Source organism: Sulfurivermis sp., assembly GCF_059410345.1.
In genome coordinates this window covers 128,389-142,665 of sequence record NZ_JBLJDO010000003.1, presented here as the reverse complement: position 1 = coordinate 142,665, position 14,277 = coordinate 128,389, and the positions used below count along the sequence as shown (strand labels likewise).

At 64.6% G+C, this 14,277-nt stretch carries 13 protein-coding genes; 8 read left to right on the top strand and 5 right to left on the bottom strand.

Annotated elements, in window-relative coordinates:
• Positions 1–65: 65 nt before the first annotated feature.
• From ACMV8A_RS04035 to ACMV8A_RS04020, 4 genes are all read right to left on the bottom strand, one after another.
• Positions 66–488 carry a rubrerythrin family protein gene (locus ACMV8A_RS04035; protein ID WP_495324459.1) on the bottom strand — a complete coding sequence of 141 codons (423 nt, stop codon included), beginning with the start codon at positions 486–488 and terminating at the stop codon, positions 66–68.
• 244 nt (positions 489–732) lie between these two features.
• Positions 733–1,305, bottom strand: coding sequence for a YceI family protein (locus tag ACMV8A_RS04030; protein WP_495324458.1), 573 nt, complete (start codon positions 1,303–1,305; stop codon positions 733–735).
• A 32-nt stretch (positions 1,306–1,337) separates the two neighbouring features.
• Positions 1,338–1,883, bottom strand: coding sequence for a cytochrome b (locus ACMV8A_RS04025; RefSeq protein ID WP_495324457.1), 546 nt, complete (start codon positions 1,881–1,883; stop codon positions 1,338–1,340).
• On the bottom strand, positions 1,883–2,719 hold the full coding sequence (locus ACMV8A_RS04020; RefSeq protein WP_495324456.1) for a pirin family protein: 837 nt from the start codon (positions 2,717–2,719) through the stop codon (positions 1,883–1,885). Before ACMV8A_RS04020 ends, ACMV8A_RS04025 begins: the two co-directional genes overlap by 1 nt.
• A gap of 122 nt (positions 2,720–2,841) precedes the next feature.
• On the opposite strand from ACMV8A_RS04020, the gene ACMV8A_RS04015 reads away from it, so the two are divergent.
• Both ACMV8A_RS04015 and ACMV8A_RS04010 read left to right on the top strand, forming a co-directional pair.
• A complete protein-coding gene (locus ACMV8A_RS04015; protein ID WP_495324455.1) occupies positions 2,842–3,750 on the top strand; it encodes a LysR family transcriptional regulator in 909 nt (302 codons plus the stop codon).
• Positions 3,747–5,825: a tRNA(Met) cytidine acetyltransferase TmcA gene (locus ACMV8A_RS04010; protein ID WP_495324454.1), complete on the top strand. Its 2,079-nt coding sequence runs from the start codon at positions 3,747–3,749 to the stop codon at positions 5,823–5,825. The genes ACMV8A_RS04015 and ACMV8A_RS04010 overlap by 4 nt, the downstream gene beginning before the upstream one ends.
• Positions 5,826–5,851: 26 nt before the next feature.
• Here ACMV8A_RS04010 and pap read toward each other — a convergent pair whose 3' ends face one another.
• Positions 5,852–7,363, bottom strand: a complete 1,512-nt coding sequence (pap, locus tag ACMV8A_RS04005) for a polyphosphate:AMP phosphotransferase (RefSeq protein WP_495324453.1) — start codon at positions 7,361–7,363, stop codon at positions 5,852–5,854.
• 170 nt (positions 7,364–7,533) lie between these two features.
• Here pap and ACMV8A_RS04000 point away from each other — a divergent pair, with 170 nt between their 5' ends.
• From ACMV8A_RS04000 to ACMV8A_RS03975, 6 genes are all read left to right on the top strand, one after another.
• The gene (locus ACMV8A_RS04000; protein WP_495324452.1) at positions 7,534–9,138 is read left to right on the top strand and encodes a diguanylate cyclase domain-containing protein; all 1,605 of its coding nucleotides are present in this window, start codon (positions 7,534–7,536) and stop codon (positions 9,136–9,138) included.
• A gap of 91 nt (positions 9,139–9,229) precedes the next feature.
• Positions 9,230–11,125 (top strand): hypothetical protein, encoded by a 1,896-nt coding sequence (locus ACMV8A_RS03995; protein WP_495324451.1) that lies wholly within the window; start codon positions 9,230–9,232, stop codon positions 11,123–11,125.
• A 23-nt stretch (positions 11,126–11,148) separates the two neighbouring features.
• The gene (locus tag ACMV8A_RS03990) at positions 11,149–11,499 is read left to right on the top strand and encodes a hypothetical protein (protein ID WP_495324450.1); all 351 of its coding nucleotides are present in this window, start codon (positions 11,149–11,151) and stop codon (positions 11,497–11,499) included.
• A gap of 151 nt (positions 11,500–11,650) precedes the next feature.
• Positions 11,651–12,436, top strand: coding sequence for an ATPase (locus ACMV8A_RS03985; RefSeq protein WP_495324547.1), 786 nt, complete (start codon positions 11,651–11,653; stop codon positions 12,434–12,436).
• 112 nt (positions 12,437–12,548) lie between these two features.
• The gene (gene metA, locus ACMV8A_RS03980; RefSeq protein ID WP_495324449.1) at positions 12,549–13,622 is read left to right on the top strand and encodes a homoserine O-succinyltransferase MetA; all 1,074 of its coding nucleotides are present in this window, start codon (positions 12,549–12,551) and stop codon (positions 13,620–13,622) included.
• 316 nt (positions 13,623–13,938) lie between these two features.
• Positions 13,939–14,256 carry a sulfurtransferase TusA family protein gene (locus ACMV8A_RS03975; RefSeq protein WP_495324448.1) on the top strand — a complete coding sequence of 106 codons (318 nt, stop codon included), beginning with the start codon at positions 13,939–13,941 and terminating at the stop codon, positions 14,254–14,256.
• Positions 14,257–14,277: the final 21 nt, after the last annotated feature.

The following is a 14,277-nucleotide window of genomic DNA, read 5'->3' as shown; positions in this document are numbered from 1 at the left end:
CCGTGTGCTCTGCGTCCAGCAGTAAAAAGGCCGGCCGTTGTCGGCCGGCCGCTACTTGCATGCGCTTACTGACCGAGGGAGTCCAGGGCCTTCTGGAAGCGGTTGGCGTGGGAGCGCTCCGCCTTGGCCAGGGTCTCGAACCAGTCGGCGATTTCATCGAAGCCTTCGGCACGGGCAGTCTTGGCCATGCCCGGGTACATGTCGGTGTACTCGTGGGTTTCACCGGCGATGGAGGTCTTCAGATTGGCCTCGGTGCCGCCGAAGGGCAGGCCGGTGGCCGGGTCGCCGCACTGTTCCAGGTATTCCAGATGACCATGGGCATGGCCGGTCTCGCCTTCCGCGGTGGAGCGGAACACCGCCGCCACGTCGTTGTAGCCCTCCACGTCGGCCTTGGCCGCGAAGTAGAGGTAACGGCGGTTGGCTTGGGATTCGCCAGCGAAAGCTTCCTTCAGACTCTGTTCGGTCTTGCTGCCTTTGAGGTTTGCCATATAACAGGCCTCCTTGTCGTGGGGGGAACCATAGTAGAGCGCGCTTAGATTAAGTCTAAGTTGCACGTAAGGACCTTAGATTAAGTCTAAGACGGAGTCAACCTGCCCGTGTGAGGGTGGCCTCTCCCCGATGAGGGGAAGAGGCCGCGGAGTTTGTAAGGGTAGTACAGAAAAAACGGATTCGAGCTCCGGATTGTGATCTGCGCCAAAATCAGGGAAGGATTTTGACGAAACTCGGAACGCGCTACATCTGGACGCCTTCCACCGACAGATCCAGATACACCTCGCGCGAGGCGGGACCGAGGTCGTAGTCGATGCCGAAGTCCTTCAGCACCAGTTTGGTGGTGCCGAAGAAGCCGCGGCGCTGGCCGCCCCAGGGGTCGGCGCCGGCGCCGATGTGTTCGACGGCAATGCTCACCGGCTTGGTGACGCCGTGCAGGGTGAGGTTGCCCTTGAGCGTGCCCTTGCCGTTGCCCTGGTCCTCATAGGAGGTGCTGACGAACCTGGCGCTGGGGAATTTGCCCACGTCGAGGAAGTCCTTGCTGCGCAGGTGCTTGTCGCGCTCGGCATGGTTGGAGTCGATGCTGGCCGTGCGGATGTTCACTTCCACCCTGGCGGCGGCGGGGTTCTTTTCGTCGTAGCTGAACTTGCCGTCGAAGTCGTTGAAGCGGCCATACAGCCAGGAGTAGCCCAGATGGCTGATGCGGAACTGGATGAAGGCATGGGCGCCCTTGGTGTCGATGACATAGTCGGCGGCGTGCAGCGGTGCGGCGGCGCCGAGGATCAGCAGCAACAGGGGAAGGACGAACTTTTTCATGGTGTGGTTCCTCGTGGTTGGTAAGAGATGATTCAGCGGCCGAGCATGCGTTTGAGCGTGCGGTCGCGGTCGATGAAGTGGTGTTTCAGTGCGCCGGCCATATGCAGCAGCACCAGAGCCATCAGGAACAGGGCGAGATACCAGTGGATGGCGCCGGCCAGGTCTTCCTGCTGCGGGATGGAAGTGATCGTTGCCGGGATGCTGAACAGTCCGAACACCTCGATGGCGCGGCCGTCGGCGGTGGAGATGAGATAGCCGCTCAACATCAGTGCAAACAGCATCAGATAAAGCCACAGGTGCACGGTGTGGGCGGCGGCCCGCTCCAGCAGGCTGTGACTGGGCAGAGCGGACGGCGGCGGTGAGTAAATCCGCCAGGCCAGCCGTGCCACCATTACCAGGAACAGCAGCACGCCGATGCTCTTGTGCAGCGCCGGCCCCTGGCGGTACCAGGGGTCGTAGTAGGTGAGGCTGGTCATCCACAGGCCGAGGGCGAACATGCCGAACACGGTCAGCGCCACCAGCCAGTGCATGGCGATGGCCACCAGGCCGTAGCGCTCCTTGTCATTGCGCAGTCGCATCAGAATCTCCCCGCACGGTAGTCGCTGTAGGCCTGGCGCACCTCCGCCTCGGTGTTCATCACGAACGGCCCGCCGCGGGCGATGGGTTCTTGCAGCGGCTCGCCGCTGACCAGCAGCAGCCGGCTGTCTGTGGCGGCATCGATCTGCACGCCATCGCCCGCGCCGAGCAAGGCGAGGGAAAAGGTATCGATGCTGCGGCCAGCGATGGTCACACGGCCTTCGAACACGTACACGAAGGCATTGCGTTCTGCGGCCACCGGCTCCTCGAAGCGGCTGCCCGCGGGCAGCGTCACATCGAAGTAGCTCACCGGCGTGATCAGCTCGTGTACCGGGCCGCGGGTGCCGCCGCGGGTGGTCCCCGCCACTACCTTCACGGCGACGCCACCTGCGCGTGTTTCCACGGGGATCTTGGCGGCGCCGAACTCCTGGTAGCGCGGCGCCATCATCTTGTGCGCCGCCGGCAGGTTGACCCACAACTGGAAGCCGGCCAGCAGGCCGTCCTCCTGCTCCGGCATCTCGGAGTGGACGATGCCGCGCCCGGCGGTCATCCACTGCACGCCGCCGTGTTCGATGACGCCGCTGTGGCCGGCGTTATCGCCGTGGCGCATGCGGCCGTGCATCAGGTAGGTGACGGTTTCGAAGCCGCGGTGAGGATGGGGCGGGAAGCCGCCGATGTAGTCATCCGGGTCGTCGGAACGAAAGTCGTCCAGCAACAGGAAGGGGTCGAGCAGCGGCAGGGCCGGCCCGCCGATGAGACGGGTCAGGCGCACGCCGTCGCCGTCGGCGGTTTCCAGACCGCGTACCACCTGCTGCACCGGGCGTAGCTGATTGTTCATGATGGCACCTCGCTGATGAAAAACTTGATGCAGGAATATCCTGCTGTTGCACTCTAGTTTAGGGTTGCTGAATTGGTAATAAAGGCGATAATCAGCAAAAGACTGTTGCGTCAGAAGGAACAATGGACCGCTTCGAGACCCTGCAAACCTTTGTCGCCGTGGTGGAGGCGGGCAGCTTCAGCGCCGCCGCCGCCCGGCTCGATTGCGCCAAGTCGGCGGCGAGCCGGCAGGTGGCGGCGCTGGAGGGGCACCTGGGCGTGCAGTTGCTCAACCGCACCACCCGCCGCCTGTCGCTGACCGATGCAGGGCGCGAGTTCTACGAGCGGGCACAGCGCATCCTGGCCGACCTGGAGGAGGCGGAACTGTCCGTGGCGGCGGAGCAGACCGCCTTGCGCGGCCGCCTGCGTCTGGCGGCGCCGCTGTCCTTCGGCCTGCGGCACCTGGCGCCGGCGCTGGACGAATTTCTCGCCGACCATCCGGAGCTGGTGCTGGACCTGGATCTGGATGACCGCCGCATCAATCTGGTGGAAGAAGGCTTCGATCTCGCGCTGCGCATCGGTGAGCTGGCCGATTCCTCGCTGGTGGCCCGCCCCCTGGCGCCGATACGCATGCAGCTATGCGCCAGCCCCGCGTACCTGCGCCGCCACGGCACGCCGCAGACACCGGCGGACTTGGCGTTTCACGCCGGCCTGGTCTACGGCAATATCCCAGAGGCGCAGCAGTGGCGTTTTCTGGATGCGAACGACAAGGTGCACAGCGTAAAGGTGCCGGCGCGGCTGCGCGCCAATAACGGTGACGTATTGGTGCAGGCCGCGCTCGCCGGGCTGGGCCTGGTGGTCACGCCCACCTTCATCGCCCACCGCGCCCTGGCCGCCGGTGAACTGGTGCCGGTGCTGCCGGAATACCGGGCGCCCGGCACCCGTGCCTATGCCGTCTATCCCTCGCGCCGCCACCTGCCGCAGCGGGTGCGCGTGCTGATCGACTTCCTGGCGCAGCGTTTCGGTGACATGCCGTACTGGGATCAGTCATGACCGCGCCGCGCCGGTTGTGGGTGCTGGCCGGGACGCGCGCGTGGGCGCGCGCGGCGGCCCAGCGTTATGTCTGCGACTCCATGCTGTGGCTGGGCGAGCCGCCAAGCGGTGTGCCCGGTGGTACGGCGCGCGAGGCGCACAAATGGCTCGGGCGCGAACTGGATTTGCTGATCATAGATGCCTGGGCCGGTTTCGATGTGGAGGCCTTCGGCGCGGCGAGCGGCGCGCTGCGCGGCGGCGGTCTCATGTTGTTGCTGACGCCGCCGCTGGACGAGTGGCCGCGCTATGCGGATCCGGAATACGCGCGCATCGCCGTGCATCCGTTTACGCCGCCACAGGTCAGCGGCCGCTTCCTCACCCGCTTCGTGCGTCTGCTGCGCGGGCACAAGGTGACCGTGGTGGCGGAGGGCGCTGCCCTGCCGCCATGGCAGGCGCAGCCTGCCAGGCATCCGGATGAATGGCGCACGGCCGATCAGCAGGCGGCATTGCAGGCGATCATGCAGATGGCGCAGGACGCAGCGTCGATGCCGCTAGTGCTCACCTCCGATCGCGGCCGCGGCAAGTCGGCGGTGCTGGGGATGGCGGCGGCGCAGTTACTGGACGCGGGCGTGCGGCACATCGTGGTGACGGCGCCGCGGCTGGCGGCGGTGGATACCCTGTTTGCACACGCCGCGCGTGCGCTGCCGCAGGCGAAGGTCAGCCGCGGCTGTCTTGTTGCATCCGCTGCCGCGCGCCTGGATTTTTTAGCCCCCGATGAACTGGCGCACACCCTGCCAGCCGCCGAACTGCTGTTGGTGGACGAGGCGGCGGCGATCCCGACGCCGTTGCTGGAGCGTCTGCTGGCACACTACCCGCGCAGTGTATTCGCCACCACCCTGCACGGCTATGAGGGTACCGGGCGTGGTTTTGCCGTGCGCTTCCATCGCGTGCTGAACGAACGCGCGCCGGGCTGGCGCCATGTGCGTCTGGAAGAGCCGATCCGCTGGCCGCCCGCCGATCCGCTCGAGCGCTTCGTGTTCGACGCCCTGCTGCTCGATGCGCAGGCGGCCGATGATGCGGAGGTACGTGACGCTGCCGTGGGCGAATGCACTGTCGAGCGGATAGAGCGCGCTACCCTGCTGGCCGACGACACCCTGTTGCGCCAGCTGTTTGGGCTGCTGGTACAGGCGCACTACCGCACCAGCCCGTTGGATCTGCGCCATTTGCTCGATGGTCCCAATGTCAGCGTGTGGCTGCTGCGCCGACAGGGCCAGGTGGTGGCGACGGCGCTAACAGTGCGCGAAGGCGGCTTCGATGCGGAGCTGGCGCAGGCGATCTATCGCGGCGCACGGCGACCGCGCGGCCATCTCATTCCGCAGTCGCTGGCGCTGCATAGCGGCTTTGCCGAGGCGGCCAGGCTGCGCGGCGAGCGCATCATGCGCATAGCAGTGCATCCGGCGGCGCAACAGCGTGGTCTGGGTACGCACCTGCTGCAAGCACTCATCACGCAGGCGCGTGATGACGGCCTTGATTTCATCGGCGCGAGCTTTGGCGCCACCGCCGAGCTGCTGGCCTTCTGGCAGCGTGCGCAATTGTTGCCGCTGCGCCTGGGGCTGACGCGCGATGCGAGCAGCGGCAGCCATGCGGTGATCGTGTTGCGCCCGTTATCGATCTGGGGTCAGGCCGTGGCCAAGGCGGTGCGTGAACGCTTTCTCGCGCACCTGCCGGCCCTGCTGGCTGACGGCATGGAAGAGGTGGATGCGGATGTGGCGGCAATGCTGTTGCAAGAGGCGCGGCCCGATGACGGCACGGAGCTGAGCGCGCAGGACAGGCGCGATGTGGAGAGCTTCGTGCAGGGCTGGCGCGGCTACGAAGTGTGCCAGGTGGCCGTGCGCAAGCTGGTGCATGCTGCCATCGACGCCGCCGGGCTGGAGACCGCGCAGCGCGAACTGCTGCGGCGCAAGGTGTTGCAGCATGAGCCGTGGGAAAAGGTGATTGCCGCTCTTGGCTACAGCGGTCGCGCCCAGGCATTGGAGGAGCTGCGTGCCGCGGCGGCAGGCTGTCTCGCCGCCAGGCCGTGGCAGGATGATGCGTAGCGCCAACCGTCCACGATTAGCCCCGCCTATTCATCCAGCGCCTGTTCGATGCGTTCGCACACCGATTTCAGGATCGACACCCGCGCCAGACGTTTGTCGTTGGAGGCGATCAGGTTCCACGGTGCATAAGAGGTGGATGTGCGTGTGACCATATCGCTCACCGCCTGCTTGTACGGCTCCCATTTCTCCCGGTTGCGCCAGTCCTCGTCGGTGATTTTGTACTGCTTGTAGGCAATCTTCTCGCGCTCCTCAAAGCGGCGCAGCTGTTCCTCCGGTGAGATGTGCAGCCAGAACTTGCACAGGATGATGCCGTGCTCGCTCAGTTGCTGCTCGAAGGAATTGATCTCCATGTAGGCGCGTTGCCATTCGTGTTCCTTGGCGAACTGCTCAACGCGCTCAACCAGCACGCGGCCATACCAGGAACGGTCGTAGAGGGTGATGTAACCGGCTTGCGGAATGTGGCGCCAGAAGCGCCACAGATAGTGCTGCGCCAGTTCTTCGTCACTGGGCGCCGCCACCGAGATGACGCGGTACAGGCGCGCGTCCATGGCGCCGGTCAATCTTCTGATCGCGCCGCCCTTGCCGGCGGCATCCCAGCCTTCGAACATGAAGATGCTGGAGCGACGCTTTTCGCGCGCAGCCCAGGCGAGGCGGCTGAGGCGTTCCTGATACTTGGCCAGTTGTTTCTTGTAGTCCTTGTCGCTGATGGTCTGCGCCAGGTCGACGCTGTCCAGCACCTGGCGCGGTGATGTGGCGTCGGCCGCTGCTACGGACCGCATCGGCGCGGCCACCGGCTCCTTGCTCTGCTTCGCTGCCCGCAGCGCCGCCAGGCGCTGGCTGATGGCGTCGAGCACGGTGGACGCGGCAGTGTAGTCGCGGTAGTTCTCGTCGGTGGCCTCGATCAGATGCCACGGCGCGATGCCGCTGCTGGTGGCGCGGATGGCCTGTTCGGAGACAGTGACGAAGTCATCGTATTTCTTGAGAAACTTCTTTTGCATCGGCGAGGCCACCATGCCGGTGGCCGGGTGCAGCTTGCCGCTCTTGTCCAACGTGAGGCGCAGCTTCTGCTCCTTCTTGGTGATGTGGAACCACAGCTTGATGATCAGTGCGCCGTCGTCGCTCAGCATCTTCTCGAACTCGTTGATGCGCAACAGCTCGAACTCGAACTGGCCGGATTCGATGCGGCCATAGACGCGGTCGATGATCGGCTGGGTGTACCAGGAGCCGAACATGATGCCGATGGTGCCGCGCGCCGGCAGCTTTCGCCAAAAGCACCAGTAGCGCGGCCGCTCCCGCTCCTCGTCGCTCTCATCCCAAAAGGCATGGGTCTGGATGCCGCGGGTGTCTAGCCACTCATTGAGGCGGTTGACTACCTTGGGTTTGCCCGCCCCTTCCACGCCGGAAACGATGACGATCACCGACATGCGCGTCTCGCGCAGCGCCGCCTGAATCTCCAGCAAGCGGGTGCGCAGTTCTGGCAGCTGTGCGTTGAAGCGCTTTTTGTCCAGCGTATTGCCCAGTTCCACTGCCTCGAACATATCCATTTCCTCCGTGCGGGTATTGCGTGATAGTTAAGTAGACGTGCTTGCCCGTGGCGCGTCAACTATCTGCAGTGATAATGGCGCTATGCAGCCAGAGTATTGGGCAGAGGTTACATTGCCGCTGAAAAGGTCGTATAAAGGGTCATATCCCCTGTGCGGCACCCACCATGGTTTCTTCTCCCCTCCGCAGGTACAGCCAGCGTTTTGTCTTCATCGGCCTTATCGGCGTGGTGTTGCTGGCCCTGTCCCTGTCCCATCTCTTCGTGCTGCAGAATGCGCGCCAGCGCCAGATTGCGCAGGCACTGGATACGGTCCAGGTCAAGGCTCAGCTGGTGGCGCTGGCGCACGACCAGTGGCTGGATGAATCACGCAACTTGTTGGCAACGCTTGTCGTGGCGCTGGAGCAGTTGCCAGACATGGAGCGCGACTGCATGATTTTGCTGGCGAATCTGGCGCAGGCGACACGGGGTGTGGACACGATGCTGGTGGCGCGCCCCGACGGTGATCTGGTGTGTGCGCCGCAGCCGGTGGCAACGCGCGTCAATTTCAGTGATCGGCTGTATTTCAAGCGGGTGTTGGCGGGCAGCGACTATGCGGTGGGTGAGTACATCATCGGCCGGGTCAGCGGTCAGCCGGTGCTGCCTGTGGCCGTGCCGCTCCACGCGGCCGACGGCTCGCTTCAGTATGTGATCATCATGGGCCGCAAGCTGGCCTGGGTAGAGGAGCTCCTGTCGCGGCAAAACTATTCTGCCGAAACCACCCTCCTGCTGGTTGACGGCAAAGGCAACGTACTGGCGCGGGCGCCGGCGATGATCGATGCGCCAGACCGGAATTTGTTGCAACGCATGATGGAGCGCAGACAGGGGGTGCTGCAGGCGAAGGATAGCGCCGGTGACATGCGTTATTTTGGATACACCGCCCTGGGAGAGAATGTGGGGGACGCGTATGTCGTGGTGAGCGTGCCGGCGGAAGAGGTGTTGGCGCCGGTACGTGCGTTTGTCGTCGGCAACCTGATTCAATTTGCAGTGGCCGGGCTGCTGATCTTCGTGGTGCTCTGGTTCGGTCTTGGATATTGGGTATTACAGCCGCTGCGCCGCCTGATCGGTGTGATGGACGGTGTGCGTCAAGGTGATTTGACACTGCGTTTCGGCACGCAGGGTGGGACGGCGGAAATACAGCATATTGGGCAGAGTTTTGACGAGATGTTGGCGGAGTTGCAGCGGGCTGATGCCGCGCTGCGGCGACAATCGGAGGTGGACGGCTTGCTTGGCATAGCCAATCGTCGCGCCTTCGATGAAACGTTGACACAGGAATGGGCGCGAGCGGTGCGTGAGTGTACCGTCACCTCGCTGTTGATGATCGACGTTGATTATTTCAAGAATTACAACGACACCTATGGCCATCAGGCGGGCGACAATTGCCTGAAGCAGATCGCCCGCGCGATTGCTGCAACCCTGAAGCGGCCCGGAGATATGGTGGCGCGCTATGGTGGCGAGGAGTTCAGCGTGTTGCTGCCACAGACCGATGCCGCCGGTGCCGATGAGGTGGCGCGCGAGATACAGAGCACGGTAGCCCGTCTGGCAATCCCCCATTCAGCTTCCCATGTAAGTACGCAAATCACCGTCAGCATCGGCATCAGCACGGTGACTCCCACGCCCGGACTTAAGCAGGAGGCGATCGTGCGTGCGGCGGATCATGCCCTGTATCGAGCGAAACAGGCGGGTCGGAACAGATGCGTGCACGATGATGGTGCGGGAGTGCGGGCAGAGTAAATTACTGGGTTGTATTCGCAGTGATTGCGAGAATACTTGATTGGTATCGGTCGTTCTTGGGCGAGTCTTGCCGACACCAAAGGAAGGAACCATGACTGTCACAACCTGGCGTACTTATCCCTTCATACTGTTCATATGGTTGCTGGCCGGCTTTTCTGCACTGGCGGCGCCGCCGCCCGGCATGGCGCCGCCGGCCGCCGCGGTTGCGGTGGCCATCCCCCCGGTGCTGAAGAACGCGCCCGAGCTGGCCCGCCTGTTGCGCGACTGGGACAACGAATCGGTGCTGGCCCGCGAGGTGGCGCGCCAGGCGCCGCGCCAGGTGCTGGACCGCGCGGCGATGCGCCGCCTGCAGATCGAAACCGACAGCGGCGCCAAGGTGGAACTGGGCAAGCTGTTCGACGATACCTTCAGCGCGCAACGCGCCATGGATCGGCAATTGAACCGCATTCCCGCCACCGCCCTGGTGGGACGGCCGCAGATCCACGAGGCCGTGGTGGAGTTCCCCGACCGCCTGCTGCTGGTGCGTCAGGCGCGGGTGGTGGTGCGCGACCCGCAACAGGCTGCCGCGGCGGCGCCGGAGCTGGCGCGCTTCCTGGCGCCGGTGAATCAGGCGGAGGTGGCGCAGGCGCGGGTGGCGGACATGGCGCCCGACGAGCAGCAGAGTTTTCGCCGCTATCTGAGCGAAGAGCTGCCGCTGCTGGATGCCGACGACCCGTTGCGCCAGGCATTGGCCGAGGGTGGCGAGGATGCCGTGTTGCGCGCGGTGTTGCGTGGCGTGGGCGAGTTCGATGTCACCGATCAGGTGGTGGTGGAGCGGCGCCTGTTCAACGACGGCGTGCAGCGCCTCAGCACTGACTACCGAGCCTTGGTGCAGCCGCGCAGCCGCGGGGCCACGGCGGCGCCAGCCGAGCGCACCATCCCGCGCGAGCGGCCGCGGGCGCAACCCGATCCCACCCTGCTCGGTGGTCCCGGCGCGCAGGGGCGGCAGTATCGCTACCCGGCGGGAGAGCAGGGGGAGGGGCGGCTGGAGTTCAGCGAACCCTTCCTGGCCGGCTTCACCCTCGGCCAGGAGTTGGCGTGGGAGCGCAAGTGGAAGTTCGGCGGCGGTTTCCTGCGCGTCAACTACGGCATGGGCTACGGCTTCGGTCTGCGCATACCGGTGGCGCTCAACGGCCGCCTGGAACCCGCACGCACGGTGCGCAGCGCCGTGGACGACCCGGGGCGCGACCTGACGCTGCGCGTACAGGCGGTGACCAGTGACGCACGGGAGGACTACTACACGCGGGTGGGATTGGCGCAGGGACAGCATTTCGGCGGTGACGAATTCGTGTTCACCGCTGGCTCCTGGTTCGGCTTCAAACTCTACGCCCTGGGCAAGACCTGGGCCGAGCTGACGCCGATCAATTCACCCTGGCACAAGAGCCACAGTTTCACCCCGCCCCTGGGCGGTGCGCCGCGGCCGTTTTTCACCTTCGAGGTGCCGCCCGAGCTGACCAACACCGGTGTCGATCTGGGTGCGCTGAACGGCTATCTGCAGGTGGGCATCGGCCTGAACGGTGCCGGTACGGTGTTTACGCCCTTCACCCTGCTGGTGGACGGCCGTCCGGTGGCGGAGCGGCAGTTGACGCTGGCCAATACCAATGCGCACACCGAGACCGTGCGCCTGCCGCCGCTGAGCGCCCAGCCCGGTGCCACCTTGCAGCAGAGTTACGGCCTGCGCCTCGGCGCCCCCACCTACCTGATGGACCTCAGTGCGGTGACACGGCTGCGCGTGGTCATGCAGGTGAAGGCCGGGCCATTGAAGCGCAGCGTCAGTACCGACTGGGTGGACGTGTTCACCCTGCCGCTGGGACGCATCCCCCTGCCGCCGCACGCCGGCACGCGCAGCAGTTACGAATGGAATGAAGGCGTGCGCATCTTCGAGGCGCGCGATCCGGCGGGCCCCGCCACCATGCAGGAGCCGCGCAGCGTACCGCGCCTGCGCTGAATCAAACCAAGGAGAGAACGCTCATGCACACGCCCCTTACCCTGTTGGCCGCCACCTTGATGTTCGCCGTCGGCGTGGCACAGGCGGAACCGCCGCGGGTGGAAAAGCCGGCAACGACACGCCCGCTGCAGGCCAAACCGGTGCAGAAGCCACAGGCCACCTCGGATCGCGACAAGGCCGGCGCCACCGGTTATTTCGACAAGGAACAGGATGAACCTACGCAGGAACGCCCCAATCCCCTCGACTACAAGCCGGCGCAGAAACCGCTGACCGCCTCCGATCGCGCCAAGGCCGGTGCCACCGGCTACGGCGAAGATCCCGGCGAGGAAACTCAGGAGCGCCCCAATCCGTTGCAACAGGCGCCGGTGCGCTGAACATAGGCGCCGCTGCCGTCAGGGCGGACGGCAGCGGCGCGGCGCGCTACAATGGCCCCCTTTCCATCCTTACCCTGGGGAGCCGGGTTTCGTGAAACTGAGCGCCGAGCAGTTCCGTCATTGGGAGCACAAGAGCATCACCCTGCTGGGCATGTCCGGCGTGGGCAAGACACGCATCTCCACCCTGCTGCGCGCGAACAACTGGTTCCACTTCTCGGCGGACTACCGCATCGGCACGCGCTACCTGGACGAGGCGATCCTCGACAACATCAAGCAGCAGGCCATGCAGGTGCCGTTCCTGCGCGACCTGCTGCGTTCGGACTCCATCTATATCCGCAACAACATCACGGTAGATCACCTCAAGCCGGTGTCCACCTTCATGGGCAAGCTGGGCAACCCGGAGCTGGGCGGGCTGTCGCTCACCGAGTTCAAGCGCCGTCAGGCGCTGCACCGCGTCGCCGAGATCGCCACCTTCCGTGATGTACCGGAGTTCATCCGCAAGGCGCAAACGCTGTACGGCTACCAGCACTTCATCAACGACGCCGGCGGTTCGCTGTGCGAGCTGGACGAGCCAGGTCTGCTGGACGAGCTGGCCGAGCACACGTTGTTCCTCTACATCCAGGCCTCGGCGTCGGATGAGCGCGAGTTGATCCGGCGCGCCGAGGCCGACCCCAAGCCGCTGTACTATCGCGAGGCCTTCCTCGACGAGCAGCTCGCCATCTACATGGGCGAGCGGCGGCTGGACTATGTGGCGCTGATCGACCCGGACGATTTCGTGCGCTGGGTGTTCTCGCGCCTGTTCCGCGCCCGCGTGCCGCGCTACGAGGCCATCGCCCGGCAGTACGGTTATACCGTCACCACCGCCGAACTGGCCCAGGTGCAGAGCGAGGCCGACTTCCTGGCACTGATCGAGCGCGCCATTGCGCGCCAGAACTGAAAACCGATTTGTCGCAGAGACGCAGAGACGCAGAGAATACAGTTACACACTACAAAAACTCTGCGCCTCCGCGTCTCTGCGGCAGGTTTTGGAATTTACAAGGAAACACGCCATGCCGTTGGTTGCCCATACCGCACTCCCCACCTTCGAGCGCATGAAGCAGGAAGGGCAGAACGTGCTGCCGCGCGACTATGCCCTGCAGCAGGACATCCGCGAGCTGCACGTCGGCCTGCTCAACATGATGCCGGATGCCGCGCTGGAGGCCACCGAGCGCCAGTTCTTCCGCCTCATCGGCGAGAGCAACCAGATCGCCCAGTTCTATCTGCATCCGTTCACCCTCAAGGAACTGCAGCGCGGCGAGAAGGGCCAGGAGCACGTCGACAAGTATTACGAGACCTTCGAACAGGTGAAGGCGCAGGGGCTGGACGCCCTGATCATCACCGGCGCCAACGTGCAGGGCACGGAGCTGTCACGGCAGCCGTTCTGGCAGCCGCTCATCGAGGTCATCGACTGGGCCTACGACAACGTCACCTCCACGCTGTGCTCCTGTCTCACCACCCATGCGGTGATGGAGTTCCGCTACGGCCAGAAGCGCCGCCACCTCGGCTTCAAACGCTGGGGCGTGTATTCGCACCGGGTGATGGATCGCCGGCATCCCTTGGTTACCGGAGTCAACACCCGTTTCGACGTGCCGCACTCACGCTTCAACCAGATCGATCGCGAGCAGTTCGAGACGGTGGGTTGCCGCGTGCTGGTGGAGAGCGTCCAGGCCGGTGTACACCTGGCGGTGAGCCCCGATCTGTTCCGCCTGGTGTTCTTCCAGGGCCACCCCGAATACGACGTGATCTCGCTGCTGAAGGAATACAAGCGTGAGGTGCTGCATTACGCCAACGGCCAGCGCCCCGACTATCCGCCCTTCGTGGAAAACTATTTCACCGCGCAGACCGAGGCGATTCTGGATGAATACCGCGAGCAACTGCTCGCCGCCTTGGCAAAGGGCAAACCGATTCCGGAGATGCCGGAAGATGTGGTGGCCGCGCAGCTGGACAACACCTGGCACGATACCGCCGAGGCGGTGATCAACAACTGGATCGGCATGGTCTACCAGCTCACCCACCACGACCGCCGCCTGCCGTTCAAGGCCGGCGTCAATCCCGACGACCCCCTCAGCCTGCGCGGCCGCTGACCGTCCTTCACTGCCGCACCCGCGGTGCAGTGGCGCCGCGGGTGCGGCCTGTCTGATCCGTTCCCGTCCGTCCCGGTTATGCTTGAGTTCCAGGCGAGCCGGACCGTGCGCGCTCATGCCCGCAGCGGCCCATTGCAAAATTCCGTTGTACGCGGAACGCCGCGTGGCAGATTGCAATATGTGTCTGCCATGACTTTTGTGAGAGGAGGTAACTTGCTGATATGAAAAACAAAAAAACAATGGCATACAAACTGCTATTACCTGGTTGTCATGGTCATCAAGGCGGTGACGCGGTTCCGGCAGGAGGCCCAGTCCTATGTCGTGGCTGACGAAGTTGTGGCGGGGACGCCGGGTGTCGATCACCGAGGAGAAACGGGTGGTCGACCTGCCGGGGATCGGGCCGGTGCAGGTGGCGCGCAGTGTGGACTGTCTCGGCGCCGTGTGCCCACGGCCCCAGTTGCTCACCATGCAAATGGTAGAAGAGTTGGCGGATGGCGAAGTGTTCGAACTGTTGTCCGACAACCCGACCTCGGTGGAGACGATACCGTCACTGGCCATGGTGCTGTGCAGTAGCCATCTGGCCACGGTGCGTGATACCGAGGGGTGGCGGATCTACATCCGTAAGGGACTGTGACAGGAAAGCAATACGGACAAT

Excerpts from the sequence above, each read along its gene's own strand:
- ACMV8A_RS04035 (WP_495324459.1), bottom strand. The coding sequence starts at position 488 with ATGGCAAACCTCAAAGGCAGCAAGACCGAACAGAGTCTGAAGGAAGCT.
- ACMV8A_RS04030 (WP_495324458.1), bottom strand. The coding sequence starts at position 1,305 with ATGAAAAAGTTCGTCCTTCCCCTGTTGCTGCTGATCCTCGGCGCCGCC.
- ACMV8A_RS04025 (WP_495324457.1), bottom strand. The coding sequence starts at position 1,883 with ATGCGACTGCGCAATGACAAGGAGCGCTACGGCCTGGTGGCCATCGCC.
- ACMV8A_RS04020 (WP_495324456.1), bottom strand. The coding sequence starts at position 2,719 with ATGAACAATCAGCTACGCCCGGTGCAGCAGGTGGTACGCGGTCTGGAA.
- ACMV8A_RS04015 (WP_495324455.1), top strand. The coding sequence starts at position 2,842 with ATGGACCGCTTCGAGACCCTGCAAACCTTTGTCGCCGTGGTGGAGGCG.
- ACMV8A_RS04010 (WP_495324454.1), top strand. The coding sequence starts at position 3,747 with ATGACCGCGCCGCGCCGGTTGTGGGTGCTGGCCGGGACGCGCGCGTGG.
- pap (WP_495324453.1), bottom strand. The coding sequence starts at position 7,363 with ATGTTCGAGGCAGTGGAACTGGGCAATACGCTGGACAAAAAGCGCTTC.
- ACMV8A_RS04000 (WP_495324452.1), top strand. The coding sequence starts at position 7,534 with ATGGTTTCTTCTCCCCTCCGCAGGTACAGCCAGCGTTTTGTCTTCATC.
- ACMV8A_RS03995 (WP_495324451.1), top strand. The coding sequence starts at position 9,230 with ATGACTGTCACAACCTGGCGTACTTATCCCTTCATACTGTTCATATGG.
- ACMV8A_RS03990 (WP_495324450.1), top strand. The coding sequence starts at position 11,149 with ATGCACACGCCCCTTACCCTGTTGGCCGCCACCTTGATGTTCGCCGTC.
- ACMV8A_RS03985 (WP_495324547.1), top strand. The coding sequence starts at position 11,651 with ATGTCCGGCGTGGGCAAGACACGCATCTCCACCCTGCTGCGCGCGAAC.
- metA (WP_495324449.1), top strand. The coding sequence starts at position 12,549 with ATGCCGTTGGTTGCCCATACCGCACTCCCCACCTTCGAGCGCATGAAG.
- ACMV8A_RS03975 (WP_495324448.1), top strand. The coding sequence starts at position 13,939 with ATGTCGTGGCTGACGAAGTTGTGGCGGGGACGCCGGGTGTCGATCACC.